The sequence below is a fragment of the Oceanobacillus sp. FSL K6-0127 genome, assembly GCF_037983385.1.
GTDB lineage: Bacteria > Bacillota > Bacilli > Bacillales > Amphibacillaceae > Oceanobacillus > Oceanobacillus profundus.
Genome location: NZ_CP150287.1, coordinates 2,297,668 through 2,323,394, shown reverse-complemented (window position 1 = coordinate 2,323,394; position 25,727 = coordinate 2,297,668). Strand labels below are relative to the sequence as shown.

24 protein-coding genes and 1 riboswitch are annotated in these 25,727 nt (G+C 37.4%); of the genes, 12 read left to right on the top strand and 12 right to left on the bottom strand.

Features of this window, described 5'->3' with window-relative positions; translation table 11 throughout:
- The first annotated feature begins 85 nt into the window (after positions 1–85).
- Positions 86–1,216 (top strand): alanine dehydrogenase, encoded by a 1,131-nt coding sequence (gene ald, locus MHH64_RS11585; protein ID WP_095307467.1) that lies wholly within the window; start codon positions 86–88, stop codon positions 1,214–1,216.
- 420 nt (positions 1,217–1,636) lie between these two features.
- Here ald and argH read toward each other — a convergent pair whose 3' ends face one another.
- Entirely contained in the window at positions 1,637–3,037 is a 1,401-nt protein-coding gene (argH, locus tag MHH64_RS11580; RefSeq protein WP_340001800.1) for an argininosuccinate lyase, read from the bottom strand.
- Positions 3,038–3,288: 251 nt separating this feature from the next.
- Between argH and MHH64_RS11575 the strand changes: the two genes are divergently transcribed.
- The 4 genes from MHH64_RS11575 (at position 3,289) to MHH64_RS11560 (ending at position 7,691) form a co-directional block, all read left to right on the top strand.
- The gene (locus MHH64_RS11575) at positions 3,289–4,473 is read left to right on the top strand and encodes an ROK family transcriptional regulator (protein ID WP_340003275.1); all 1,185 of its coding nucleotides are present in this window, start codon (positions 3,289–3,291) and stop codon (positions 4,471–4,473) included.
- Between the two features lie 61 nt (positions 4,474–4,534).
- Entirely contained in the window at positions 4,535–5,824 is a 1,290-nt protein-coding gene (locus MHH64_RS11570; protein WP_340001799.1) for an extracellular solute-binding protein, read from the top strand.
- 64 nt (positions 5,825–5,888) lie between these two features.
- On the top strand, positions 5,889–6,863 hold the full coding sequence (locus MHH64_RS11565; protein WP_095307474.1) for a sugar ABC transporter permease: 975 nt from the start codon (positions 5,889–5,891) through the stop codon (positions 6,861–6,863).
- An 18-nt stretch (positions 6,864–6,881) separates the two neighbouring features.
- The gene (locus tag MHH64_RS11560) at positions 6,882–7,691 is read left to right on the top strand and encodes a carbohydrate ABC transporter permease (protein ID WP_095307476.1); all 810 of its coding nucleotides are present in this window, start codon (positions 6,882–6,884) and stop codon (positions 7,689–7,691) included.
- A gap of 50 nt (positions 7,692–7,741) precedes the next feature.
- Here MHH64_RS11560 and MHH64_RS11555 read toward each other — a convergent pair whose 3' ends face one another.
- The 3 genes from MHH64_RS11555 to MHH64_RS11545 all read right to left on the bottom strand — a co-directional run bounded on the left by MHH64_RS11555 (position 7,742) and on the right by MHH64_RS11545 (position 11,994).
- Complete coding sequence (locus MHH64_RS11555) at positions 7,742–10,243, bottom strand: NEW3 domain-containing protein (RefSeq protein ID WP_340001798.1); 2,502 nt, start codon at positions 10,241–10,243, stop codon at positions 7,742–7,744.
- Positions 10,244–10,537: 294 nt separating this feature from the next.
- Positions 10,538–11,239 (bottom strand): chitin disaccharide deacetylase, encoded by a 702-nt coding sequence (gene chbG, locus MHH64_RS11550; RefSeq protein ID WP_340001797.1) that lies wholly within the window; start codon positions 11,237–11,239, stop codon positions 10,538–10,540.
- A gap of 26 nt (positions 11,240–11,265) precedes the next feature.
- Entirely contained in the window at positions 11,266–11,994 is a 729-nt protein-coding gene (locus MHH64_RS11545) for a GntR family transcriptional regulator (protein ID WP_095307482.1), read from the bottom strand.
- Positions 11,995–12,224: 230 nt separating this feature from the next.
- Between MHH64_RS11545 and MHH64_RS11540 the strand changes: the two genes are divergently transcribed.
- The 4 genes from MHH64_RS11540 to MHH64_RS11525 are packed head-to-tail and all read left to right on the top strand — an operon-like array spanning position 12,225 to position 15,478.
- Positions 12,225–13,544 carry a 6-phospho-beta-glucosidase gene (locus MHH64_RS11540; RefSeq protein WP_340001796.1) on the top strand — a complete coding sequence of 440 codons (1,320 nt, stop codon included), beginning with the start codon at positions 12,225–12,227 and terminating at the stop codon, positions 13,542–13,544.
- A gap of 1 nt (position 13,545) precedes the next feature.
- Entirely contained in the window at positions 13,546–14,832 is a 1,287-nt protein-coding gene (locus MHH64_RS11535) for a PTS sugar transporter subunit IIC (RefSeq protein ID WP_095307485.1), read from the top strand.
- A gap of 2 nt (positions 14,833–14,834) precedes the next feature.
- Complete coding sequence (locus MHH64_RS11530; RefSeq protein ID WP_340001795.1) at positions 14,835–15,176, top strand: PTS lactose/cellobiose transporter subunit IIA; 342 nt, start codon at positions 14,835–14,837, stop codon at positions 15,174–15,176.
- Positions 15,173–15,478, top strand: a complete 306-nt coding sequence (locus MHH64_RS11525; RefSeq protein WP_095307488.1) for a PTS sugar transporter subunit IIB — start codon at positions 15,173–15,175, stop codon at positions 15,476–15,478. The genes MHH64_RS11530 and MHH64_RS11525 overlap by 4 nt, the downstream gene beginning before the upstream one ends.
- Positions 15,479–15,743: 265 nt before the next feature.
- Here the strand turns inward: MHH64_RS11525 and MHH64_RS11520 are convergent, their stop codons facing one another.
- The 8 genes from MHH64_RS11520 to MHH64_RS11485 form a co-directional block, all read right to left on the bottom strand.
- Positions 15,744–17,096: an LLM class flavin-dependent oxidoreductase gene (locus tag MHH64_RS11520; protein ID WP_095307490.1), complete on the bottom strand. Its 1,353-nt coding sequence runs from the start codon at positions 17,094–17,096 to the stop codon at positions 15,744–15,746.
- A 56-nt stretch (positions 17,097–17,152) separates the two neighbouring features.
- On the bottom strand, positions 17,153–18,001 hold the full coding sequence (locus tag MHH64_RS11515) for a MetQ/NlpA family ABC transporter substrate-binding protein (RefSeq protein ID WP_340001794.1): 849 nt from the start codon (positions 17,999–18,001) through the stop codon (positions 17,153–17,155).
- Positions 18,002–18,033: 32 nt separating this feature from the next.
- The gene (locus tag MHH64_RS11510) at positions 18,034–18,684 is read right to left on the bottom strand and encodes a methionine ABC transporter permease (protein ID WP_149475708.1); all 651 of its coding nucleotides are present in this window, start codon (positions 18,682–18,684) and stop codon (positions 18,034–18,036) included.
- Positions 18,626–19,705, bottom strand: coding sequence for a methionine ABC transporter ATP-binding protein (locus tag MHH64_RS11505; RefSeq protein ID WP_340001793.1), 1,080 nt, complete (start codon positions 19,703–19,705; stop codon positions 18,626–18,628). Before MHH64_RS11505 ends, MHH64_RS11510 begins: the two co-directional genes overlap by 59 nt.
- 32 nt (positions 19,706–19,737) lie before the next feature.
- The gene (locus tag MHH64_RS11500; RefSeq protein ID WP_095307497.1) at positions 19,738–20,556 is read right to left on the bottom strand and encodes a MetQ/NlpA family ABC transporter substrate-binding protein; all 819 of its coding nucleotides are present in this window, start codon (positions 20,554–20,556) and stop codon (positions 19,738–19,740) included.
- Positions 20,557–20,701: 145 nt separating this feature from the next.
- Entirely contained in the window at positions 20,702–21,220 is a 519-nt protein-coding gene (locus MHH64_RS11495) for a GNAT family N-acetyltransferase (RefSeq protein ID WP_251659964.1), read from the bottom strand.
- Positions 21,213–22,223 (bottom strand): LLM class flavin-dependent oxidoreductase, encoded by a 1,011-nt coding sequence (locus tag MHH64_RS11490; RefSeq protein ID WP_095307499.1) that lies wholly within the window; start codon positions 22,221–22,223, stop codon positions 21,213–21,215. Before MHH64_RS11490 ends, MHH64_RS11495 begins: the two co-directional genes overlap by 8 nt.
- Positions 22,224–22,323: 100 nt before the next feature.
- Positions 22,324–22,488: a DUF2292 domain-containing protein gene (locus MHH64_RS11485; RefSeq protein ID WP_095307500.1), complete on the bottom strand. Its 165-nt coding sequence runs from the start codon at positions 22,486–22,488 to the stop codon at positions 22,324–22,326.
- A 98-nt stretch (positions 22,489–22,586) separates the two neighbouring features.
- Positions 22,587–22,689, bottom strand: a riboswitch (SAM riboswitch).
- Between the two features lie 639 nt (positions 22,690–23,328).
- Between MHH64_RS11485 and MHH64_RS11480 the strand changes: the two genes are divergently transcribed.
- The 3 genes from MHH64_RS11480 to MHH64_RS11470 all read left to right on the top strand — a co-directional run bounded on the left by MHH64_RS11480 (position 23,329) and on the right by MHH64_RS11470 (position 25,599).
- The gene (locus MHH64_RS11480; RefSeq protein WP_095307502.1) at positions 23,329–23,595 is read left to right on the top strand and encodes a DUF1292 domain-containing protein; all 267 of its coding nucleotides are present in this window, start codon (positions 23,329–23,331) and stop codon (positions 23,593–23,595) included.
- A 298-nt stretch (positions 23,596–23,893) separates the two neighbouring features.
- Entirely contained in the window at positions 23,894–24,397 is a 504-nt protein-coding gene (locus MHH64_RS11475; protein ID WP_303451298.1) for an Lrp/AsnC family transcriptional regulator, read from the top strand.
- The gene (locus tag MHH64_RS11470) at positions 24,394–25,599 is read left to right on the top strand and encodes an aminotransferase (protein ID WP_340001792.1); all 1,206 of its coding nucleotides are present in this window, start codon (positions 24,394–24,396) and stop codon (positions 25,597–25,599) included. Before MHH64_RS11475 ends, MHH64_RS11470 begins: the two co-directional genes overlap by 4 nt.
- Positions 25,600–25,727: the final 128 nt, after the last annotated feature.

Sequence of the window (25,727 nt, the reverse complement as noted above, 5' to 3'; positions counted from 1 at the left end):
CTTTTTTTCATCTTTTTTAATGAAGAAAATACCAAAAGAAAGCGTTATCATAAGATTATAAATAGCTTTTGAGGAGATGGTAAACATGATTATAGGGGTACTCAAAGAGATTAAAAATAATGAAAATCGTGTTGCAATGACACCTGCAGGGGTAGTGAATTTAGTAAAAGCAGGGCAAACAGTCATTATTGAAAAGGACGCGGGCTTAGGAAGCAGCTTTACAAACGAAGAGTATATCGAAGCTGGTGCTTCCATCATTGATAGCGCTTCAGAGATTTGGTCAAAATCCGAAATGATTATGAAAGTAAAAGAGCCGCTCCCATCTGAATATAAGTATTTTCGTGAAGGGTTAATACTATTCACATATCTCCACTTAGCAGCAGAGCCAGAATTAGCCCAAGCGTTAGTGGAAAATAAAGTAACTGCAATTGCTTATGAGACGATTACGGTTAACCGTACATTGCCATTGCTTACTCCAATGAGTGAAGTTGCTGGTCGAATGGCAACTCAAATCGGAGCACAATACCTTGAGAAATCAAAAGGCGGTAAAGGAGTTCTGCTAAGTGGAATTCCAGGTGTTAACCGTGGAAAAGTTACTATCATTGGCGGTGGTGTTGTAGGTACGAACGCTGCTCGCATTGCGCTCGGTCTTGGAGCTGAAGTTACCATTATTGATTTGAACCCAACTCGTTTACGTGAACTAGATGATATCTTTGGTTCAAGCATTCAAACGTTAATGTCTAACCCTTACAATATTGCAGAAGCAGTGAAAACTTCTGATTTAGTTATTGGTTCGGTTTTAATTCCAGGTGCAAAGGCACCGAAGCTTGTTAGTGAAGACATGGTTAGGTCTATGCAGCCGGGATCCGTGATTGTCGATGTCGCAATTGACCAAGGTGGAAATTTTGAAACTGTTGACCACCCTACTACTCATGATGATCCAATCTATGTAAAACATGATGTACTTCATTATGCAGTTGCGAATATCCCTGGCGCTGTACCACGTACTGCAACAGTTGGCTTAACGAATGTTACCGTGCCATACGCAGCACAAATAGGCGCAAAAGGGGTTGCTAAAGCGATCCAGGATAACCCTGCAATTGGTACTGGTGTGAATGTCATTAATGGAAAAGTAACCTATGAAGCCGTTGCCCACGATCTTGGATATAATTACATTTCATTGGAAGAAGTAATAAATGAACCTGCAATAATATAATTCCCATGGAAAATACCCTTCTTGCATCCTTAGAAGGGTATTTTTTTATTTGCACCAGGAAACTATAAAATTTGAATGCTGTGGATAACTTAGTTACCTAAACGGCTACGTCCAGCTCCAGCGCCCAGCGACTAGCGAGACTTCCCTCACCTCCGTACGATAAGTCAACATCAGCTCCCTGCGGTCGCCGTGTTTCCTTTATCTCCTACGGATCAGTCCAGTCCGTACGTCGCTAACCGGGCGCTTGCGCTTTTGTTCTTGTATACATATATGATAGGCAACACAATACTTATCATGATTAGCAAGTAGAAATATGAAAGAATTCGTTGATTAATTAATGCCTTAATTGCAAGAAGATCGACTTCCATATTTTCACGTGAAAGCTTCCTTCTCTCAGCTTAATATACTACTAACCAGGAACTACTTCTTTCTCTTCTCAATCATCCCTCTTACGACATCAGGGTTTGTCCCACCAGTTATGCTTCTTCGTGCTACAAATTGTTTTGGATCAATAATTGCTTGCCAATCTTCATTTTTAAGTTGAACATCGCTAAGCCATTCATTTACTTTCGATAGTGAAATTTCATATAGTTCTTTTCCTGCTTCTTCTACGTTTTTGGCAATTACACTTGCTTTTTTATGTGCTGCTCGAAATGAAATATGGTAATCCCTTGCCAATACATCCGCAAGCTCTGTAATCGTTATCAAATTTTCTCTCGCTTGTTGATAAGCACGTCCCTTATTAAACTCCAACGTAAGCATAACAGCACGCATTAATCGCAACACTCGTGTAGCTTTTTGATAACCTGCATATAAATGTGGTTGCAGATCGTCTTCCGTATCATTTATATCTCCAAAAGGGGTGTTATGAATCATATGAACTACCGCCAGCCCTTCTGCAGCCGCACTGCTTGCAATTGCACGAGAATGCTCAATCGAAACTGGATTTCTTTTTTGAGGCATAATACTGCTAATTTGAACGTATGCATTAGAAACCTTTATTAAACCTACCTCTTTTGATGCCATACGTAACAACTCTTGAAGCCACCTCCCCATATTCGTCATTAAACTAACTAAAGCCTGCGCTGCTTCAATTAGATAATCACCTGTTCCAATTGCATCATATGAATTCTCTATTAGTCCATCAAATTCAAGCAATTCTACCATACGCTCTCTATTTATAGGAAACCCTGTAGTAGTAATTGCAGCTGCACCCATTGGTGATTTATTCACTGTTGCATAAGCCTGTTTCAATCTTTGAATGTCTCGATCTAAATTATCATAAATAGCTACAAGGTAGTGTCCGAATGTTGTTGGCTGAGCAGGTTGTGTATGCGTATGAGCTGGCATAATTGATTCAGTATGTTTTTCTGCCTGATAAAGAATTGCTTTATTTAATTGTTCCGCTTCTATAATCACTTGTTCAATATAACCTCTAATAACAATGCGATACATCGCTTCTCCCATATCATTTCTGCTTTTTGCAATATGCATTTTTCCTGCTAGATCAGTCCCAATAAGATCCCCTAACCGAGACTCAACAAGAAAAAAAAGATCCTCATGTTGAGAAGAATACATTAATTCAGTTCGGTCAATACATTCTACCTGCTTCACAGCTTCTAAAATTTCAGTACACTCATCACCTGTTAAAATCCCCTGCTCCATCAACATTATAGTATGTGCTTTATGGATTTTAAACATTGCTTCAAATAAATACTTTTTTTGATCATCAAATACCGGCTTTAGCAGTTCATCCATATAGGTCTTACCAGGAAATTCAACTCCTTCAGCCGCTTCAAACTGCTCCTTCATTCTATTCATATCTACACCTCAATATTGTGTATTATATTTCTTTACAGTTAGTTAACCTTACTTACCAATCATTGTAGCGGATTGTATTCTCTTTTGTAAAGTGTTAATTTTAAAAATAGTAACTCAAATTAAAATTAACTTTATTTTTAGTTATGTAAACGTTGACATTCAGAGAGATTAATAGTATTATAATTTTCAATTAATAAGTTAACTTTACTAACCTATCGAAACATTATTGATTTTGAAAGGAGTGAAAAACTATCGCTATCCGTAATGTCCCCACAGATTCCAACTTACTAAAACATTTAAACAAACGGAAAGTTTTACATTATATTCAACGAAAAGATGGACATTCTCGATCAGATATTGCAAAAGCACTAAAACTAAGTAAACCTACAGTCTCTAATATAGTTGATGAACTTTTAGAGGAAGGATGGATTCGAGAGAAAGAAAGTGAAAGAGCAAGTTCAGCAGGTGGTCGGAAACCATTTCAAATATTCTTTAATGAAAACGCAGCCTATATTGTTGGAATTGATATTGGCGGGACATTAGTTGAAATGGCCATTATGAATTTAGCAGGAAAAATTATAAGTAAGACCGCTTTTTCTACACAAAAACATGTAGGTACTAACTTTATTCAATCAATTGCCGACTACGTAAACACCCTTATAGAGCAAGAAGGATTAGAAAGCAGCATGTTATTTGGAGTTGGCGTTGGCGTTCCAGGTATTACGGATGTTGATAGCGGAATTGTCATTGATGCGCCAAGTCTAAGCTGGAAAAATATACCGCTGCAATCTCAACTTGAATCCCATCTCTCATGTCCTGTTTATATCGATAATGATGTAAATGTTGCGGCGCTCGGTGAATATTGGAAAGGCGCCGGCAAAAAAAACAATAATATGATTATGATTACACTAGGAACTGGTATCGGGTGCGGAATTATAATTAACGGACAGCTTTATCGCGGAGCATCATACGCTGCAGGAGAAATTGGTTATATGGTAACAGATAAAGATGCTGCTGATAAAAAATATGAGCAAACTTTTAGGGGCTACGGATTCTTAGATAGTCACGTAGGAGGACCGTCTATTGCCAAAAGAATGCTTCAACACAGTCAGAAAAGTGAAGAAAAATGGACTGCAAAAAAAGTTTTCCAAATGGCAATTGATGGCGACCAATTAGCATTGAAAACAGTAAATGATTCCCTATCCCATCTTTCTTTTGCATTAATTAATGTTATTTCAATTATCAACCCTGAGAAAGTTGTATTAGGGGGCGGGATTTCTAAATCAATGAACCACTTTTTGCCATATTTAACTTCCAACTTAGAAAAACACTTACCTGTACAAACGGACATCACTATCACAACAGTTGAAGATGTCTCTTTGCTAGGTGCCGGGTACCTCATACTTAAGGAACATGAATCAATTTTAAAAGTATAGATTTTAAATTTAATTTAAAGAGACTCCGGTCCTTTAAAATATTATATTAGGGGGTTTTATTATGTTTAAAAAGTGGCAATTGACTCTGCTTGCAATATTGTTATCGGTTGTGTTTGCAGCATGTTCTAGTGATGATGAAAGTTCTGCTAATCAAGAAGATGGCGACATCACACTTGAATACTGGCAATACTCATTTGATTCTAAGGTTAACTTAATGGATGAATTAATTGCGGAATTCGAAGAAGCAAATCCTGGAATTAAAGTAAAGCAAACCAATTTTCCATATGATCAATACAATGAACAGGTTGCTGCGCAAGTTCCAGCTGGTAAAGGACCCGATGTTATTAACTTATTCTACGGATGGGTGCCTACCTACGTAGATGCAGGTTACTTACAGCCACTACCACAGGACGCTTTCCCACATGAAGAAATAGAGAGTGAATTCTTTCCATTAGTGGAAGCCACGAAAATGGATGACGAATATTGGACAATACCAACTTCAGTGAGAACACTCGCACTGTTTTATAATAAGGATTTATTTGAAGAAGCAGGCCTTGATCCTAACTCTCCCCCACAAACATGGGAAGAGCTTGAAGACTATGCCGTTCAATTAACCAAAGCTGATGGTAATGGCCGTCTAGAACAATCTGGAATGGCATGGGAACCAGCACAACAAGGTCACCATTGGCTTAGAGATGGTCTAACACTACAAGCAGGCGGACAAGTATTAAGTGAAGATAGAAAGGAAGTTGTCTGGGCAGATACCCCAGCTGGTTTAGAAGCATTTAAATATTGGTTAAGCTTCCCTACTGAGCTAGGAACATCTGAACAAGGTTTTTATACAGATGATGTGACAGCATTTGTAACGGAAAAAGCTGCAATGAATATTGACGGTTCTTTTAGGGTAGGTACATTGCAAAGTGATGCACCTGATCTAAATTATGCAATAGCACCACTTCCTGGTAAAGACGTACAATCAACAAATGCTTCTTTCTGGACAAATGGGATTACTGCCCGTGTTGAAGGAGAAAAACTAGAAGCAGCCACTAAATTTTTAGAATTCCTAACAAGTGATGATGTTATGGAAAGATGGTTAGATGCAACTGGTGAATTACCTGCAAAAGAATCGGTTGCCATGCAGGATAAATATGTAAACGATGAAATTTATGGTCCTTTTATCGAATCCTTGCCTTTTGCTAATGCGCATTTCTTTGTAGATGAAACTCGGGAACGGGATCTTGTAATAGATGCTGCTAATCGGGTGTTAATGGAAGGTCAAGATCCGGAAGAAGCGTTTAATCAATTAGTAGAAGCTACTCAAAAACTTTATGATGAATACTGGGAAAAATAAGCAATCTTTAACGAAAGGATCAAGGTGACACACCTTGATCCTTACCACTTAAAGGAGGTGCAGCATGGAGCAATTCAAATCACCGCAGAATCAGAACAATAAAACAACACAAGTTAAAAAGGAAAAAACTTCCCTTCTTCATAAATTTAGAGGGAATCTTAGATATCAAAAATATTTATTTGTATACACTTGTTTATTGCTTCCAATTATATTTTATCTCGGGATCCGAATTTTACCTACTCTATTTACGTTTAACGTGGGATTTAGAGATTGGAACCTTCTTTCAACAGATATACAACCTTTCGTTGGTTTAGAAAATTATGTAACACTATTCCAGGATGAAATCTTTATTAAATCCATTTTTAATACTTTCATCTATATTCTTTTAGGGGTTTCTGGTCAATTATTATTTGGGATAATTGTAGCATTATTACTTCATAAAATTAATCGATTTGTTGGTTTTTTCAGAGTTATCTATTTCGTTCCCTATGTAACTAGTATTGTTGCAATCAGTTGGGTATTTCAGTGGATTCTAATGGGTAACGGGATTATTAATGATATATTAGTTAATTTAGGTTTCTCTGCTCAACCATTCTTAAACTCACCAGATCAAGCAATTTATGTCATCATCGCTGCAATGATTTGGCAATCCATTGGTTTTCAAATGGTTCTCTTCTTAGCTGGGTTAGAGAATATACCAGAAATGCTTTATGAAGCTGCTGAAATTGATGGAGCGACCGGTTGGCAAAAATTTTGGTATGTAACGGTTCCTTTACTGAATCCAACGATTGTATTTTCTGCAGTAATTGGAACGATTACCTTTATTCAAGTTTCCTTTACCCAAGTCATTAATATGAGCATGGATGGAAGTGGCGGTCCTTTAAATTCAACCATTTCAGTTGTAGTTTACATCTACCAGCTAGCCTTTAAGCAATTCGATATGGGATTAGCTTCTGCGGCAACCGTTATCTTATTCCTGTTCATACTTGCTTTAACAATTTTCCAAATGAAAGTTTTAACCAAGAAATTTGATTACTAGAATAGGAGGTGTAGAAGGATGAGGTTCCGACGATTATTGCCGTATGTACTTTTAATAATTGGTTCTGTTATTATGTTGTTTCCATTCATTTGGATGGTTTCTACTTCCTTAAAAGCACCATTCGATATATTTAATTTGAGCATTATCCCAGAAAATCCAACCTTAGCGAATTATATTAAAATTCTTGAGGAAAGCATGTTCATCAAATGGTTTATGAATAGTATTATTGTGGCTCTAATTACGACGATAAGTGTTTTATTTTTTGATACACTCGTTGGATATATAATTGCAAAATTTTCCTTTGTAGGTCGTACGGTTATTTTCATCTTAATATTAAGTACATTAATGGTTCCAACAGAAATGCTAATTATCCCGTGGTATATGATGAGTTCAGAATTTGGATGGACGGACTCCTATTGGGGTGTTCTTTTTCCAGGTCTTATGACAGGTTTTGGAGTGTTTTTAATGCGACAGTTTATGGAACAAATCCCTGATGATTTACTCAACGCTGCACGAGTTGATGGAATGAACGAGTATGCCATCTTCTTTAAAATTGCTGTTCCGCAGGTTTGGCCAGCGATTTCAGCATTAGGCATTTTTACATTCCTTAGTAACTGGAATGCATTTTTATGGCCATTAATTGTCATCGAATCACCTAGTTTACGAACACTGCCGGTTGGACTATCATTCTTTTCTTCCGGCGAAGCTGAATCACAGTGGCATCTCATTATGACTGGAGCAACTATATCCGTTATCCCTTTGATTCTGGTATTTATCCTCCTGCAGCGTCATATCATCAAAGGTATTACCTTAACTGGTATGAAATAAATTACGTTAAAATATCCCAATAGGATTGCTCGAATCCCATTGGGATATTTTTATTCTACTCCATAGCTAATTAGGTTTGTGAATATCCGGTAAGCACCAGGGACTTGATTATCAATTTGACGATAGAATACTAAATTCGTATATAGATAGGTACCCTCGCCATATTCGGCAAGCAAGATCCCACTCGTAAATGGATCTTCATCTGGATCAGCCATACTAACAAATGTCTCATAGCGATTATCCCAATTCATTGGAAAATAGAGCCCTCTTTCTTGTACCCAATTATCCCAGTCATGATTCGTAACTTCATTTGGGTAGTTAAATAACTTGTGCTCGGGCTGGGTTAACGTTACCTCTGCATGCTCATCCGTTACACGCCATTGAATGGACGGATTACCAATTTCTAATGAATATGGAGCGGTTGCATCTATATTCCAGTTGTCATCTGGTTTATGATACTGCACCACATAATGTCCTCCGCCCTCTACATACTCTAGCAATCTTTCATTATTTTCAGCTAGATCAGGTCGGGAAAGATATGCTCTTATTCCAGTAACAATTGCATCATACTGTGTCAAATCACCTGAAGCAAGGTCTGCTTCTGTAAGTTTCGTCACGTCCATCCCTGTATCTATTAAATAGTCGGCAACTTCATCAAAACCACTTTCGATATAACCAACTTTTAAGTTATCAGGTAGCAGCAACTCAAATGCAACGGTGTTCACTGTTGCTGGATACTGGAAATACGAATCTTTAATATGGTCATAACTAATTTCCTGAACGGTCGTATTAAAGATTGCTCCATTTGCTTCAGCGACAACATCGAAAGAATAATCGCCTTCTGAAATATCTGATGGAGGGCTAACAGTAAACGTTACCTCTTCCATTTCATGCTGCTCCGTAAATGAAACTTCCTTCTCTACTGGATTACTTGCCCAACCCTCTGGCAGATTTAACGAAACAGTTGCATCTTTCTTGCCGTTATAATAGTTCTTTACTTGAACTTTAACTGGAATTTCTTCTTGTATATCAGCTGTATTAATTGTTAAGTTTTCCGAACTTGGAGCTACACTTAACTCAGGCAAGACGGCAACAGTATGATTAAACTCTATTAATTTACCAGATGTTTGCCCTTTTTCTTTAAATTCAACCTTCCCCATTAGGGTTGACTCGTCATATGGTGTATTGTATGGTTCATCTTCTGGCACCCTTACATCAAAAGTTACTTTCTTGGATTCATTCGGTTTTAAATGTTTCACTTTTTGTGTTTTATCTCTACCCCAGGATTCCGGCGTCACCAGTGTAGCATCAATATGTTTTATTTTCTGATTGCCCTCATTTGTAATCGTCATGGTTACTTGCCCTTTCGAACCGGGTGTTAATACTTCCGTGTCGATTTCCATTTCCACATGAAGGCTGGAAGCTACAAAACTCACCTCCTGTAATTGCTCTTCTTTTAATTCAAGCTTATGAAGTAAATCATTTTTAAGATTGCTTGGCATTTTCGCTTTTCCTACTAATTTTTGAATTCTCTTTACATCCTTATGCGCAGATTGTGATACCGATAAAATCGCTTCTCTATCTGGATAGAGCTCGACAATTTCATCCAACTTTTGCTGTAACTTATTTAATTTCGCTTTCACATTTTTCGCTGGAACAATTTCTGCCCATTCATTAAAGTTGTATGGGATACCCGCAAACAACGCATTCGGATAATCTGTATGAACAGCTTCCTTTATTAATTCTAAGTGTGTTTGTCTGGGTTCGGCTGGAATATCCCTTCCCATCCCTTGACTTTTATGCATATATCTTGACTCTTCACCCAGCTGGGGATATGTCATTTCATATACAGGATCATAATCACCAATTTCTATAGAAGTTGTTGCAGTTTCTTCCGATTCAGCAGGTAAATACAACTTTTTTACTTGCCAGGTCGATAGTCCCTCTTCTAACTGTTCCGGGAAAACAGTTGGGTCAGCCGCATCTTCAAATGCTTGTTCAGATAAGATCGTTATCGCCCTATGGTGACCATGTTGACTTTCAACATCCCGAAAAGAGGGCATTACAATGTCAGGCTGATAAGTTCGAATAAATCGAATAAAGCGTTCGTAGGTTAATTCCTCTCCCCATTTCTCCAGCGTTTCATCTGGGGATTTGGAAAATCCAAAATCATAGATAGGGTCTGATGTAGTCTCACTTAAATGATATGCCTTTACCCCTGTAATTTTTGCTGCTTCAATCATCTCATTACTACGGATAATTCCTAAACCATTATCCAACTCTGTCCCGATCTCATTCTGTCCTCCTTCACCCCGATTCGCAATTAAGCTTGAAGTTTTCACACCCAACCCTCGAGATAAGTAAGCAAGAAAATCACTGCGTTCATCATCCGGATGTGCTCCTGTGTTTAAAAATGTCACTGTAGTATTTAGTGGTTTTACTGCATTCCATAGTTCAACATCATGATGAACATCTTCCTTCGCATTACCTTTTAAAGGAATTAAAGATACGATAAGCAGTAGAATCAACAAGTAATAAAGCACCTTTTTCATTTAATGTAACCCCTTTCATTATTAGGTTGATACTTAAAACCAACTACCTCCTTTTCACATTAGGGTTAGTTAGTAATCTAAACTTACTAACTTTTCTGAATTAACTTCTCATGAAAACAATATCAATTTAATACTTCATTGTAAATATTAGATTTGTCCTATTTTTCTAATAACAAGAGGCGTAAAGTGGTATAAAAGGATGCAATTGAACATAAAAAATCTTGATATAGAAAAAAATAAATAACCTTTCTATATCAAGATTCAATCATTGCTCTATCCTATTTATTGGTTATTTCAACTACAATCCTCTACCCAATTAGGCACTTGTAAACCACATAGTATCTCAAGTTCCTGTTCTCTTTTCTCTATATAAGAACTAAATTCTTTAAGATCTTCATCAATGATCGCTGGATGTGTCATTACTTCAACGGAAGTCGTGTCTAGCTGCTGTAATTTATTAAAGATTTCATAATCAACACCCTCACCGTAAAAATCCAGCCACAGTGTTTCCGTAAGTAGGATTTCAGGGTTTCCTTTTAATGATTCTACATAGCGAACAGGCACGTTGTATCGCTGAGCTAATTTAACAACCACTTCTTTCAATAGCCCCCATCCATGTATATGGTGATGGCTGTCAATGTGATGAAGGGGCAGACCTGTAGCTAAAAATGCATCGATCTGTGCACACCATTCTCGCTCTACTGCATCTACATCAACGTCTTCCACTTCCAAAAATGTATTTTTAAATTTAAAAAATCCTTGATTATCGAGAAGTGACGGGACATTCCCACTAATCGGTTTACCCCAGGTTAGCACAAGATGAATACCTATATTTAGCAATGGATGCTTTTTTGCTTGTAAAACCGCATAATCTACTGCTTTTCCGTTCATCATTAAAGTTGCCGAGCTGACAACTCCATCCTTATACGCCTTAATAATTCCATCCGTCACACCTTTTGTTAATCCAAAATCGTCTGCATTAAACAACACTTTCATCGATAGTCCCCCTTAAATACTTCTGATTATTCTCCCGTTGGGTAATTCCGCTCAATCATGAAATTAGTTTTATCACCACGGAAGAATGAACGTGAAAATTCTACTTTTTTGCCCTTATCGTCTTCGGCAATTGTTTCGATATAAAAACATGGTGTTCCTACTTCACAGCCTAAATGCGAACAAGAACGTTCATCTGCAAGTGTTATCTCAATTTGTTCAGTTGTTTTGGCGATGTGAACATGGAATTCTTCTTTTAATGACGCATACAAAGATGTTTCTGCATGTTCTTTCATTATCCCCGGGGCAATATCCCACGGAATATAAGCTATTTCATATTGTGTTGGTTCCCCATTTGCCTTGCGAACCCGTTCAATTCGCTGAATTGGATCATTTATAGATACATCAAGGGATTGCTGCATAATTTCATTTGCCGGAATAACATGAATATCTATTAAAGTTATCTCTGCTTTTTTACCCTGAACAGCAATCTGATCACTATATCGCTTCACAGTCTGGGACAGTGTCTGCTTCACTTTTTGTTCAGCGACAAAAGTGCCCTTCCCCTGCTGCCGTACTAAATAGCCTTCAAGAGTAAGCTGATTTAGAGCTGTTCTCACAGTGGTTCTACTAACATTAAAGTCCTTACAGAGTTCCAATTCCGGAGGTATTTTTTCTCCCTTTTTATATTCATTTGACTTAATACGATTCAATAATTCTTCTTTTATATAGGCATGCAGTGATTGGTTTTTTTCCATGTCTGTACTCCTTCAAACATTGTATATATAAAGTGTACAAGATATAAGATATAATGACAATACTTATAAATGTAATTACAATTATAAAAATATGTATGGACATCATAATAATTGTATGATACATTTTTATTACAGTTAAGCATATAACTTATCACAAAGAAGTTAATGCGCCTACTAAAAGCGACTAATTTTAAAGCGTTTCCAAATACATCATAAGGAGTTCAAACAAAATGACACTAAAATTAGTAATTATCGGTGGAGGATCTAGTTATACACCAGAAATTATTGAAGGTATTATTCGTCGTCACGATTCATTTCCTGTAACAGAAATCGTTCTTGTTGATATTAAAACAGGGCAAAAAAAATTAGAAATTATTGGGGATCTATCATTACGAATGATCGAGAAATCGGCAAAATCTATTAAACTATCATGGACATTAGATCGAAAAGAAGCACTAAAAAATGCTGATTTTGTTTCAACTCAAATTCGTGTTGGTGGTTTAGAAGCTCGTTCTAAAGATGAGAGAATCCCTTTGAGTCACGGATTTATCGGACAAGAAACGAACGGTGCTGGCGGAGTTTTTAAAGCTTTTCGTACCATTCCGGTATTAATGGAACTTGCTGAAGATATTCATACAATTTGCCCAGACGCATGGATGATTAATTTCACCAACCCGGCTGGAATTGTAACCGAGGCACTGTTGAAGCATTCAGCACATCAGAAGGTGATTGGTGTATGCAACATTCCTTTTAACATGCGTCATTCAACCGCAGAAATTTTAGGGGTATCACCAGACGATGTAAAAATTCAATTTATTGGTATGAACCATTTCGTGTTTGGTCAAAAAGTATTCGTCAATGGGATGGATCGCACAGAAGATGTTCTGGAGAAACTAGTTGGGGATCATTTTGATTATTCACCAGCTAACATTGTAAATCTTGGGTGGTCCAAGACCTTTATCGAATCAACTAGACTGCTGCCTAACCCGTATCATCAGTATTACTTCCAAACCAAAGACGTTCTTGAGAAAGATCTGCAAGCCTATAAAGAAAACGGCACTCGTGCAGAGGTAGTACAACAATTAGAAGAATCGTTGTTTGAACTATATCGTAACCCGGAATTGCGTGACAAACCGAAAGAGCTGGAAAAACGAGGAGGTGCATTTTATAGTGATGTAGCATGTAGTTTGATGGATTCTATCTATAACAATAAGGAAGATGTTCAAACAGTCAACACATTTAATAATGGTGCAATCCCAGATCTTCCAAATGATGCAGTAATTGAAGCCAATTGTATCATTACAAATCATGGTCCTAGACCAATTTCTATTGGACCATTACCAGCAACAATAAAAGGATTAGTCTATCAAATGAAGGCATTTGAAGAACTTGTCATTCGGGCTAGTATCTCAGGGGATTACAATGATGCTTATACAGCTTTATTAATGAATCCATTAATTGGCGATGAAAAGCGTAGTAAAGTTTTACTTGATGAGCTATTAGAAGCACATAAAGCTTATTTACCACAATTCAATTCAAGGGGGGATTAGAATGAACAATAAGTTTATGCAAAAATTTATTGAAATTGCCGGACGCATCGGTGCACAGCGTCACCTTGTGGCGATTCGTGATGGTTTTGTTGCCATCATGCCATTAATTATCGTTGGCTCACTTGCAATATTGATTAATAACTTTCCGCCGCTTGGCGAGCTTAACTTTGTAGAGTGGATGAATGGAATATTTGGTGAAGGCAATTGGCAAGCAGTTGGGGGAAGTATTTGGAATGGCACATTTGCTGTACTAGGTCTATTAATTGCGTTTTCTATCGCTTATAATTTAGCTAAGTCCTATGAAGTTGATGGACTATCTGCAGGTTTAATTTCAGCTGCAGCCTACATTATGCTTGTGCCAGAAACACCTGATTGGGGCTTGAGCTTTGCTTGGTTAGGTGCCCAGGGATTATTTGTAGCTATCATTATCGCACTCGTGCTTACGGAGATATTCCGATTTCTCGTTAAATCCAAATTCACAATAAAAATGCCAGAAGGTGTTCCAGATGGTGTCGCAAGATCATTCACAGCACTTATTCCAGCTACAATTATATTAATCATCGTAGGATTCTTCCAAGCTATGATGAATGTTTTTGCAGAAATAAGTATATTTGAATTAATCTTTAATGTCATTCAAGAACCGCTTCAAGGGCTTGGTAACACATTACCGGCAGCAATAGTTGTTTCATTCCTTAATCATTTACTATGGTTCTTTGGATTACACGGCACAAATATTATCGGCTCTGTTATTGAGCCTGTATATTTACCACTAATCCAAACAAACTTAGAACTGTTCCAGGGTGGAATGTCCGCATTTGAAGTACCTTATATTGTTACGAAGCCCTTCTTAGATTCGTTCGTATTTATGGGAGGATCTGGAGCAACTATTGCATTACTGATTGCTATCTTTATCGTCATTCGGCATGAAAAAAATCATCCGTATCGAGAAGTTGCAAAGCTTTCTGCACCAGCAGGATTATTCAATATCAATGAACCAGTTATTTTTGGATTACCGATTGTGTTAAACCCTGTCATGTTAATTCCGTTTATTTTAGTACCTGTTACATTAACCGTAACTTCTTATATCGCACTCGCGACAGGTATTGTACCAAAAACGGTAGCTATTCTACCGTGGACCACTCCACCAATATTGAGTGGTTATCTTGTAACAGGTGGAAGCTGGCGTGGCATTGCACTACAATTATTTAATTTGACACTTGCTGTATTAATGTATATTCCATTTATAATGGCAGGCGTTAGAGCATTAAAACAACGAATGGAGGGCTAATCATGTCCACAACAACAGAAGAAATGCAAATGCTTTCATTTAATATCATTTTGCATGCTGGAAATGCTCAATCACATGCGATGGAAGCAATTGCACTTGCAAAGGAATATAAGTTTTTAGAAGCAAATAAAAAAATCGAACAAGCAGAAGAAGAATTCAACGAAGCTCATCATATCCAAACCGACTTACTACAAAAAGAGGCAAATGGTGAGAAAAATAATATAACGGTCATTCTCATTCATGCACAAGATCACCTGATGACAGCAATGACGGTGAAAGATCTTGCCTTGGAGATGATTGATATGTATAAAAAAATGGAAGCAATTGAGGAGGCTAACCAATGAAAATTATCCTTGTTTGTTCAGCAGGTATGTCAACATCCATGCTCGTAAAGAAAATGAAAGCATCTGCTGATGAAAGAAATCTAGAGGTAAATATAGAAGCAGTAGCAGAATCTCAGCTTAAAAATAACTTAGAAAATCTCGATGTCGTATTAATTGGACCACAAGTACGCTATCTCGAGAAAAAAATTAGAGAACAAGTAGAGCCTAGAGGAATTAAAGTAGATATCATCGACCAATTAGCATATGGTATGATTCAGGGAGATAAGGTGTTGGATCAGGCAATCCATTTAAATAATAAGTAATTAAAAGCAGCTTGTTTATGAACTACTTTTACCTTCAACCTTATTCAAGCATTCTGTAAGATAATCAACTATCGAGGAAATTAAAATTGCGATGGATGTAGACAACAAGAATTGGAAACCAGTGCACTCAAAACAATTGGAAGATTTTAAAGGAAAAGCCATAGAAGTAACTATGACTTCTCCCTTAGTTGTTACACACACTGACTTTTGATACCAAAACAGCCTTGAACTAATGGAATCTAGATTCAAGGCTGTTTTAATTTAGTCATAAATTTATAGTGTTTTTCATTCTTCCCTTTACAAACCGATTTTCCGGTACCTTTAGACCAAGATGATCGCGTAACGTATCACCTTCGTAATCCAGTCGAAATAAATCTCTTTCCTGCAATAGTGGAACTACCAATTCAACAAAATCTTCCAAATCCCTTGGTAACAGAGGAAATTGAATCATAAAACCATCTGTCGCCTTTTCCTTAAACCACTTTTCCATCTCGTTTGCTACTTGAGTTGGTGTACCAATAAATCCGTCTCTTCTAGCTGCGCCGAAAAATCTTGTATAGAGATCTCCAACCTTTAGGTTCTCTTTGTCAATAATCTTTTTCATTTCATTGAATTGACTTTGGATACTATTTACTTTTGGAAATTCCACTTCTTTCGCTAGCGTATCTAGGGAGTATTTTGAGAAGTCCACATTTCCCATATATCCGGAAACAAATTTCAAACTTTCATATGGATCAATCAGTTTTTGTAACTCATTATATCTTTCATGTGCGATTTCTTCCGTTTCACCTACAATTGGCGAAATTCCATGGAGTATATGAAGTTCCTCTTCACTCCTACCATAATCCGTTAATTGTGATTTTAATGTTTGATAAAATTCTTTCGATTCTTCGATACTATCCCAATGGGTGAAAACAACTTCCGCAGTACGGGCTGCAAGTCGTTGCCCTGGAATAGACGCCCCTGCTTGAATAACTACTGGCTGACCTTGATTCGACCTCGCAATGTTTAATGGGCCTTTTACAGAGAAAAATTTCCCTTTATAATGAAGCTCATGTACTTTATCAGAATCAAAGAACTTCCCTGTTTCTTTGTTATATAAAAAAGCGTCGTCCTCCCAAGAATCCCATAATCCTTGCACAACATCAACGAACTCCTCAGCTCGTTCATATCGGTGATCATGTTCCCAATGCTTTTCTCGGCTAAAGTTTAATGCCGTTTGTCCAGTCGCATCGGCAGTCGTCACAACATTCCATGCAGCACGACCTTCACTTATATGATCTACAGAAGCGAACTGACGCGCAAGTGTATATGGTTCGCTGTATGTTGTAGAGGCTGTGGCCGCAATACCTATTTTCTCCGTTGCCGCAGCCAAGGCTGTTATGAGTACAATCGGGTCAAATCGGTTGACGATTTGTGGATGTGATTCATGGTTGATCGCTAAACTATCCGCAACAAACGCAAGATCAAATTTTCCCTTTTCAGCAATTTGTGCTAGTTTTTGCAAGGCTTTCACATCAATACTCGCATTTGGATTTGATGCTGGATGCCGCCATGAGGAAACATGCATACCCGTTCCAATTAAATATGCCGCTAATTTTAGTTGTCTTTTTATCACTTTTTTCTCTCCCTAACCATTTTCTAATACTTCTTGGGTAAAATCAGTACCCGTTCTTAATTGCTCGAATAGGCTTCTTTATACGTACTTAATTCCTCTAAAGTAATACTTGTTGGAAGATAGTTTCCTTTATACGTTTCCTCAATAAACTCAGCTGTCTGTTCTGATTGATAGATTTCAACTATCTTTTGAAACGTTTCATTCTCTTTATCTTGTTCCCTAGCTGCAATAACATTTATATACGGTTTTGCAGTTTGACTTTCATGAATAAGCGCATCTTTTAATGTTAGGCCTGCCTCTAATGAGACTCCGTTATTTATGACCGAACCAGCTGTATCTTCCATTACGCGAGGTGCATTTGCACCGTCCACTGGGACAATTTCAATGTTTTTTGGATTTTCCTTAATTTTATCTTTTCCACCATTTCCATCAAAGTCATCCACAACCGTTAACAGTCCCGCTTCTTGTAATAGTAGCAATGCCCTTCCCCAGTTAGGTGCATCATTTGGAACAGCAATTTGTGCTTCATCCGGGATATCACTCACAGCATCATACTTACTAGAATACAACCCAAGTGGAGCAATAATTGTTGTCCCAATTGGAACAATATCCGAATTCGTATTCTCATTAAATGAATCTAGATATGCTACATGTTGAAAAGCATTTATATCAATATCCCCTTCTATCAGGGCTTGGTTTGGATCATATGCGGATGAGAAATTGACAATTTCAATTTCTAACCCTTCTTCTTCAGCTTGTTCCTTTAGATATTCCCATGTTCGAAGTTCAGAATTTCGAATACCAACCTTTACTTTTGATTGTTCACCTTCTGCACTTGTATCATTTGAACATGCAACTAATAACACACCTAAAACTAGAAATATAGGAAAAATCCATTTCTTCATTATTTACACCCCTCACCAATTTATTTGTTTCTCTATACCCTTCTTGCCTTTCGTTCAAGTTTATTTCCTAACCCTTGAATTCCTTGAACGAGAATCACTAAAATAATAACTGTTACTAGAATCGTAATCGTACTAAAACGCTGATAGCCATATGTTATTGCAACATCGCCTAAACCTCCACCACCAATCGCTCCTGCCATTGCTGTCGCTCCTATTAATCCAATAGTTGCTGTGGTTAAACTTAAAATTAATGAAGAAAAGGCTTCCGGCATTAAAAAACGATAGATTATTTGAAGTGGTGTCGCTCCCATTGATTTTGCTGCCTCAATGATTCCTTCGTCCACCTCTAATAACGAATTTTCTACTAACCTTGAAAAATAGGGCCCAATATGAAGTACAAGTGGAACAATTGCCGCCGTCGTTCCGATCGACGTCCCTACAATTAGTCTAGTTAAAGGAATAATTGCTACGAGAAGAATAATAAATGGAATCGACCTAAAGATATTAACAATTGGATTCACGATTGAAAAAATAAAACGATTTTCCAGGATATGTCCTTTTCTAGTTACAACTAATAAAATCCCTAAGAAAATTCCGATAATCCCTCCAAAAAAGAGTGAAACACTAACCATGTAAAGCGTTTCCCACAAAGCATTCACGATCAACTCTGTACTTACTTCCATCTTCCAAAACCTCCTTTACTTCAATATTTTGACTAATGATAAATGCTATTCCCCGTTTAATTTCATAGTCATCACCAATTAACTCAACAATTAAATTACCGAAAGGAATACCTTGCAACTCCGTAATATTTCCAAACAGAACGTTAATTTCCACATTATATATTTTCGCTGTTTTCGAAACGATTGGTTGCCCGGAGTCCGTTCCAAAAAATTCAATTTTGAAGATACGACTGTCATCATTATTATCTTTTAATAGTCGATACACACTTTCCGGTACTTCATCTTGAACAACTGATCTGACAAAGTTTCGTGTCGTATCAGTTTTTGGTTGAGCAAAAATATCAAACACATTTCCCGTTTCAATTACATGGCCATCTTCCATTACCGCAACCCGATTACAAATTTGTTTTATGACTTCCATTTCATGGGTGATTATTAATATCGTAATCTTGTATTCCTCGTTTATCCGTTTTAATAAATTTAAGATGGATGTTGTCGTTTCCGGATCTAGTGCCGATGTAGCTTCATCGCATAATAATATGGAAGGATTCGTTACTAGTGCTCGAGCAATTCCAACACGTTGCTTTTGGCCACCAGATAACTGATCGGGATAATTGTTCGCCTTCTCCTCTAATCCAACAAAACGAAGGATTTCATATACTTGCTCTTTTACTGCTTTCTTATTATATCCACTTAGAAATAATGGCATAGCCACATTATCGAAAACCGTTTTGGAGTTTAGAAGATTAAAATGTTGGAATATCATACCAATATCTTTCTTAGCTTGTCGTATTTCATTTTCAGACAGTTTTGCCAGATTTCTTCCTTCGACAATAACCTCGCCCGATGTGGGATATTCTAACAAATTAACGGTGCGAATCAGCGTACTTTTCCCAGCTCCACTGAAGCCGATAACTCCAAATATATCACCTTTTTCAACAGTCAATTGAACATCACTTAATGCCTCAACTTTCTTTCCTCCACTATCAAATACTTTTGAAACCTGGTTAAATTCTATCAATATACACCCTCCTATTCACGTAGTACATTTCATCAAAATGCAGGAACGACTGCACCTTCGTATTCTTCCAGTATAAACTCCCTAACCTTTTCCGTTGTTAATGCTTCAGCAAGCTTTTGGATCAATTCCGTATCCTTGTTGTCAGTACGAGACACTAAAACATTGACATATGGTGAATCAACGCCTTCAATAATTAATGAATCTTCTAGCGGTTTAAGATTAGCTTCTAACGCATAGTTTGTATTAATTGCAGAAGCATCTACATCATCAAGTGAATGAACTAAGAGTGGTGGGTCAACCGGAACGAATTCTAAGTTTTTATTATTCTCAGTAATGTCTTCCAGTAAATAATCACCTGATTTTTCATCATCCAGTTCAATAATTCCATTTTCTTCAAAGAGTATGAGTGTTCTTGAGAAATTGGAAGGATTATTCGGAATTGCTATTTGTGCTCCATCAGATAAGTCGTCGATTGAATTGATCTTTTTCGAATACACCCCAAATGGTTCAATGTGAATCCCTTCCACCACTACTAAATCTAATCCACTGTCCTTGTTGACTTGGTCTAAATACGGCGTATGCTGAAAGAAGTTTGCATCTAAATCCCCATCTGCTGTCTGTTGATTTGTTTGAATACCGTCTGTTGTATTCACTATTTCTAGTTTCACACCATCCGCTTCCAAATCTGGTGCAATAAACTCCAAAATTTCCGCATGTGGTACAGAAGCAGCACCAACTTTCAATGTCACTTGCTCATTTTCGGAAGCTGTCCCTGTTTCATTTCCGCAACCTGCTGTCACAAACAATCCCACCGTTATAATCGTTAAAAGAAAAACCCTTCTAATTTTCATTTTCTGCACTCCTATTTTTCAAATTGTATTTTTCAACCTGTTTCACTGCAGGAACCTTGTTTAAGCTTGCTTTCTCATCTTGATTAACTCCATTATTAAATTTAGCGTTCATTCAACTCTGATCGAGACATGCTAATGTACTCCTCTAAATATCTAACCTGTAACATTTCGATAGAATATTTCTTCTGGAAAAATCCTTTGACTCATCCCGTTCGAATCCCAGCTTTTCATAAATTTGTATAGCACTTGCCATGAAGTCGGTCGTATGCAAATATACGTTGGACTCTCCAAGAGCTTGAGCATCATTGATGACGGCTTTTAATAGCGCTTGGGCAACACCACGACCTCTTGCACTAGGGTGAACTCCGAGTAATCTAATGATAGGTGCTTGAATTTGAAGTTCTGGTTTTTCATATGCTTTTTCCGCAGAACGAAATAGCTGCAAGCTGCCTAGGATATCCTGATTAATTTTAGCTACAAGAATTTTATCTACATTTGGATTATCAATAGATGAGACAATCCGTTCTGAATAGTCCTTCCACCCTTGTGGGGTGAAATAAGCCTCGTACTGTTGATAGCTATCGATCAAAACGCGACGAACTATTTCAATATCCTCTCTAACCAATTCATTGACAATGATTGGATTGCTCATTAATTTACGCATTGCTACCCCCTATACATACCTTTTCAAGTGGACGCATTAATTGGAAAGAACGAAAACGCTCTGTTTTTTTTCGAATTGGCGTATGCAAAATAAATTCATCTACCTGGTATGCATGATGAAGCCTTGTTAATTCTTCGCTTACATATTCTTGCGTTCCAGCAATTATATCCGCTGCTTTTTCTTCTATTTCAAATGGTCCTCCTGCTTGTTTTTTAAATGCCTGTACTTGCTCTTTCGATTGGACGGTTAATGTCCGCCCATCATGAAGGTGAAGTGTGAATAATTTATGATCTTCTACTAACTTTTCTGCTTCTTCTTGGGTTGGTGCTGCAAGTGCGGCCAAAGCTACAATAAATTCCCCTTCATTAAAATTCCGTTTAAAAGTTTGAGCAGCTTCTTTAAGCTTCTTTTCATCGCTATTTAAAAATTTTGCAAAAACAAAATTAATCCTTAAATCCGCGGCGATCTTAGCACTATTTGCACTTCCGCCGAGCAAATAAATTTCAGGTTTCTTATCTGGCCTTGGTAAAGCTTGGATGCCTGACAGTGGGTGATCATGCTCAACGGAATCGTCTACTAATCTTTTCAAAAAATTTAAACGCTCATTAAAATCTTTTCCATCATTTCTTTTTCCATTTTGTAATGCTCTCGTTGATAATGGAAATCCACCAGGTGCTTTCCCAATACCCAGATCTACCCTTCCAGGGGCAAGCGTCGCTAAGACATGAAAATTCTCTGCAACCTTATACGGACTATAATGTTGTAACATAACTCCCCCCGATCCTATTTTTATTGAATTTGTTCGTGCTAACAAGTGTGACATTAATACTTCGGGTGATGAACCAGCTACCTGTTCCATATGGTGATGCTCAGACACCCAGAAGCGAGCGTAACCCCATTCTTCCGCTTTTATCGCCAATTGAATGGTGTGTTGAAGTGCATCAGCAGCTGTCTTTCCTTTGAAAACTGGACTTTGATCAAGAATTCCTAGTTTATATGTCATTCATTTTCCTCCAATTTTTTTACACCTATTTAATTGCAAAAGGCAGCTTTCCATTCCGGTCGGAATAGAAGGCTGCCTTTAGTTGTCTAATCGGCATTCCTTATTTAGTTCGTTGTTTTTTTTCTTGTGCTTGGTAACGTTTTTTCTCGGTCGTTTCAATTTGTGTAACTTCATCATCATGAACGGTTATGATTAAAGATCCAAATTTAAGTTTTTTTAATTCAGATATGATGTCTGTAATTTTCTTGTCATCCACACTTGCCACAGGATCTCCCCCTTTAACGGAATGATTATACAATAGAAAAATTAAAAAACCTCTTCTACGCAAATAAGAAGAGGTTTTGTCATGTATAAACATGGCTCTTCTTATCTGCCAAGCACATAGGCTTGCTGGAATTGGCACAGTACTGAATAGTCTGTTGCCGAGGTTTCAAAGGGCCAGTCCCTCCACCTCTCTGGATAAGAAAATAAATGATTTAGTTTTTAAGAAGAATAGTTGCAATGTGTTGTACGTATTAAACTCAAAGGACTCACCTACATCCTTCGATAAAGTCAATCCAATTCTAATATTTTAAATATTAGCACTCATGGAATCGCCTGTCAAGAGCAAATAACAAATTCACCATAAATTCCGATGTGAATGCTTGTATATTAATTTAATAGACCATTGAGACAGGATTCCATTGAACAGACCCATTAAAAAAGCCAACTTATTCGGTAACATTCTCCGCACCTTATCTCCATGGTAGGAGAAAATCTAGCTGCTGGCCAAGCAAGCTGTATTTTTGCCATGAAGGATTGATAAACTCACTCGTCCACCGTGAAAACAAATTGCATAAAGATTTTCAATCACTCGCAGGCGGGGTTTCATTTAATACCGCATCACTACCATGTAACAAAGTCAACTCTCTATATCTCACCCTCACCTTGTATAGCGAAAGCGGAGATTTCTAACATTACTTTCCGATCATATATGATTCATCCATCCGTTCTTTACTACCTTTCGAGAAGATCGTTGCTTAAATTTGCATTATTTCCATACATGAAGTAAAACTTAAGAAAGCTATTACAAATTCATTCTAGATGAGGAAACGGAGGGTAATGTATGGATAAAATTGAAGTTGGTGAAGTTTTTACAATTAGTGATGAAACAGATGTTGATCAGGAAGTAGAAGTACTTGCCAAGGTTACATTGGAAAATATAGATTACGTCGCAGTCAGCTTTTTAGAAGATTTGCAAGAGGATAGTGATGAGGACATTGATATCTTCTTTCTCAAAATCGATGATGATGGTGAATTATCTGCAATTGAAAGTGATGAAGAGTTCGATAAAGTATCCGAGGCATTTGATCAAATCCTAGAAGAAGATTAACAAAAGGAGCGATAATCTCTTATATAGAGGGATTATCGCTTTTTTTCAAGGCTTAGAACTCTATATCCTATTAAACAGTCGTTTCCATATTACTGACATCATTTTATAACCTACAGATTAGAATAATTATAGTACGAATAATTCTAAACTGATAGAGGGATTTGGAAGTACGCGTTTTTCTATATAGAATCAAAAAACCTTAAATTTTAGTTTTGATTACAGTTTAAAAATGATATAATTTCATCATTGCTTCGTTTAATTAATGTTACAAATTAACAGCAATGGAAGGCGGATTGGAATGAAACTAACAAAAGAGGAATTAAATATTTTATCGATACTTGAAGAAAACCATAATGTATCAACAGAATCCATTGCATTGCAGCTTGGAATAAGTGAAGAACAAGCACAAATGACCATCCGAAAACTAGAAGATGAAAAAATTATTGTTAGCTACCCAACACTTATTGATTGGAATAAAATAGAGGGAAAAGAAACAATTGTAGCAATGATTGATGTTAAAGTAACACCAGAACGTGGTGTTGGCTTTAATGAGGTAGCTGAACAGATTTACCGCTACCCAGAGGTTCAATCACTGTACCTTATGTCAGGTACCTATGATTTATCTGTAACCGTCGAAGGTAAAACAATGAATGAAATTGCAGCTTTTGTATCCAATAAATTAGCTACAATTGATAATGTCGTATCCACTACAAGCCACTTTATGCTAAAGAAATATAAGCATGATGGCGTAATTATTGAAGGAAATGATGATAAAGATCGGAGAATGGTGATTACCCCATGAGTATAGACTTTCAAAACTACTTATCAACTACAGCAAAAGGATTAGAACCATCTGGAATACGAAAATTCTTTGACTTAGCAGCAAGTATGGAGGATGTCATTTCACTTGGTGTTGGAGAACCAGACTTTGTTACACCGTGGAATATTCGCGAGGCAACAATTGAAGCACTAAAAGACGGTCACACATCGTATACAGCAAATGCCGGGTTATTAGAATTACGTCAAGAAATATCTAATTATTTGAAAAGAAATTTTAAACTTAGCTATCAACCAGAGGACCAGGTCATCGTCACCGTAGGCGCAAGTCAGTCCTTGGATTTAGCATTCCGAGCGATTTTGAATCCAGGAGATGAGGTACTTATTATCGAGCCTGCCTTTGTTTCTTATACAGCGCTTGTAACATTGGCTGGTGGGATTCCAGTCCGCATTGCAACATATGCAGACAACGACTTTAAAGTAACGACAGAGCAGCTGGAGGCAGCCATAACAGATCGAACAAAAGCAATTTTATTATGCTCCCCTAGTAACCCAACAGGCTCCTGTTTAAATAGAGCAGAGCTAACAGAAATTGCCCAGGTTGTGGAAAAACATGACCTGCTTGTCGTTACCGATGAGATTTATGCAGAGTTGTCATATGATGAGGAATTCACTAGCTTTGCTGCAATTCCTGGCATGTATGATCGTACGATCGTCGTTAATGGATTTTCAAAGGGATTTGCAATGACCGGCTGGCGTTTAGGTTTTCTCGCTGCACCCCGTGAATTTATACAAGTAATGGTGAAAATTTACCAATTCACGACAATGTGTGCACCAACGATGCTTCAGCTTGGAGCACTCGAGGCCTTACGTAATAGTGCGGATCAAGTTGAAAAAATGAGGCAAAATTACTGGAGACGAAGAAATTTCATGGTCCAATCGCTGCGCACGATAGGATTGGATTGTCATACACCAGGCGGGGCATTCTATGTTTTCCCTTCTATTCAGAAAACAGGACTCACATCCGAAGAATTTGCCGCTCGTCTTCTGCAAGAAGAAAAGGTTGCCGTTGTACCAGGGAATGCCTTCGGAGCATCTGGAGAAGGCTATATTCGATGTTCCTATGCAGCTTCCATTGAACAGCTCGAGACTGCAATGAAACGAATCGGACGATTTATTCAATCATTAGAATTAAAAGAAGAAAAGGTTTTAGAGAAAGTACGATAAGAATAAAGCAATGTGCCTACTTGGTCATCGTAGTAGCACATTGCTTTATTTGTTTCATTTAATTTACAATAAGATCTACATAGAACTCCATATACAATAAAAAACGCCTTACAGATTGTCATTTCTGC

What these genes read in the sequence shown, in the direction of transcription:
- MHH64_RS11570 (WP_340001799.1), top strand. Translation starts at nt 4,535, where the DNA reads ATGTTTAAAAAGTGGCAATTGACTCTGCTTGCAATATTGTTATCGGTT.
- MHH64_RS11510 (WP_149475708.1), bottom strand. Translation starts at nt 18,684, where the DNA reads ATGGAAGTAAGTACAGAGTTGATCGTGAATGCTTTGTGGGAAACGCTT.
- MHH64_RS11475 (WP_303451298.1), top strand. Translation starts at nt 23,894, where the DNA reads ATGAAACTAACAAAAGAGGAATTAAATATTTTATCGATACTTGAAGAA.
- chbG (WP_340001797.1), bottom strand. Translation starts at nt 11,239, where the DNA reads ATGAAAGTGTTGTTTAATGCAGACGATTTTGGATTAACAAAAGGTGTG.
- MHH64_RS11480 (WP_095307502.1), top strand. Translation starts at nt 23,329, where the DNA reads ATGGATAAAATTGAAGTTGGTGAAGTTTTTACAATTAGTGATGAAACA.
- ald (WP_095307467.1), top strand. Translation starts at nt 86, where the DNA reads ATGATTATAGGGGTACTCAAAGAGATTAAAAATAATGAAAATCGTGTT.
- MHH64_RS11535 (WP_095307485.1), top strand. Translation starts at nt 13,546, where the DNA reads ATGAACAATAAGTTTATGCAAAAATTTATTGAAATTGCCGGACGCATC.
- MHH64_RS11540 (WP_340001796.1), top strand. Translation starts at nt 12,225, where the DNA reads ATGACACTAAAATTAGTAATTATCGGTGGAGGATCTAGTTATACACCA.
- MHH64_RS11470 (WP_340001792.1), top strand. Translation starts at nt 24,394, where the DNA reads ATGAGTATAGACTTTCAAAACTACTTATCAACTACAGCAAAAGGATTA.
- MHH64_RS11515 (WP_340001794.1), bottom strand. Translation starts at nt 18,001, where the DNA reads ATGAAGAAATGGATTTTTCCTATATTTCTAGTTTTAGGTGTGTTATTA.
- MHH64_RS11565 (WP_095307474.1), top strand. Translation starts at nt 5,889, where the DNA reads ATGGAGCAATTCAAATCACCGCAGAATCAGAACAATAAAACAACACAA.
- MHH64_RS11500 (WP_095307497.1), bottom strand. Translation starts at nt 20,556, where the DNA reads ATGAAAATTAGAAGGGTTTTTCTTTTAACGATTATAACGGTGGGATTG.
- MHH64_RS11545 (WP_095307482.1), bottom strand. Translation starts at nt 11,994, where the DNA reads ATGGAAAAAAACCAATCACTGCATGCCTATATAAAAGAAGAATTATTG.
- MHH64_RS11525 (WP_095307488.1), top strand. Translation starts at nt 15,173, where the DNA reads ATGAAAATTATCCTTGTTTGTTCAGCAGGTATGTCAACATCCATGCTC.
- MHH64_RS11490 (WP_095307499.1), bottom strand. Translation starts at nt 22,223, where the DNA reads ATGACATATAAACTAGGAATTCTTGATCAAAGTCCAGTTTTCAAAGGA.
- MHH64_RS11495 (WP_251659964.1), bottom strand. Translation starts at nt 21,220, where the DNA reads ATGCGTAAATTAATGAGCAATCCAATCATTGTCAATGAATTGGTTAGA.
- MHH64_RS11560 (WP_095307476.1), top strand. Translation starts at nt 6,882, where the DNA reads ATGAGGTTCCGACGATTATTGCCGTATGTACTTTTAATAATTGGTTCT.
- MHH64_RS11555 (WP_340001798.1), bottom strand. Translation starts at nt 10,243, where the DNA reads ATGAAAAAGGTGCTTTATTACTTGTTGATTCTACTGCTTATCGTATCT.
- MHH64_RS11530 (WP_340001795.1), top strand. Translation starts at nt 14,835, where the DNA reads ATGTCCACAACAACAGAAGAAATGCAAATGCTTTCATTTAATATCATT.
- argH (WP_340001800.1), bottom strand. Translation starts at nt 3,037, where the DNA reads ATGAATAGAATGAAGGAGCAGTTTGAAGCGGCTGAAGGAGTTGAATTT.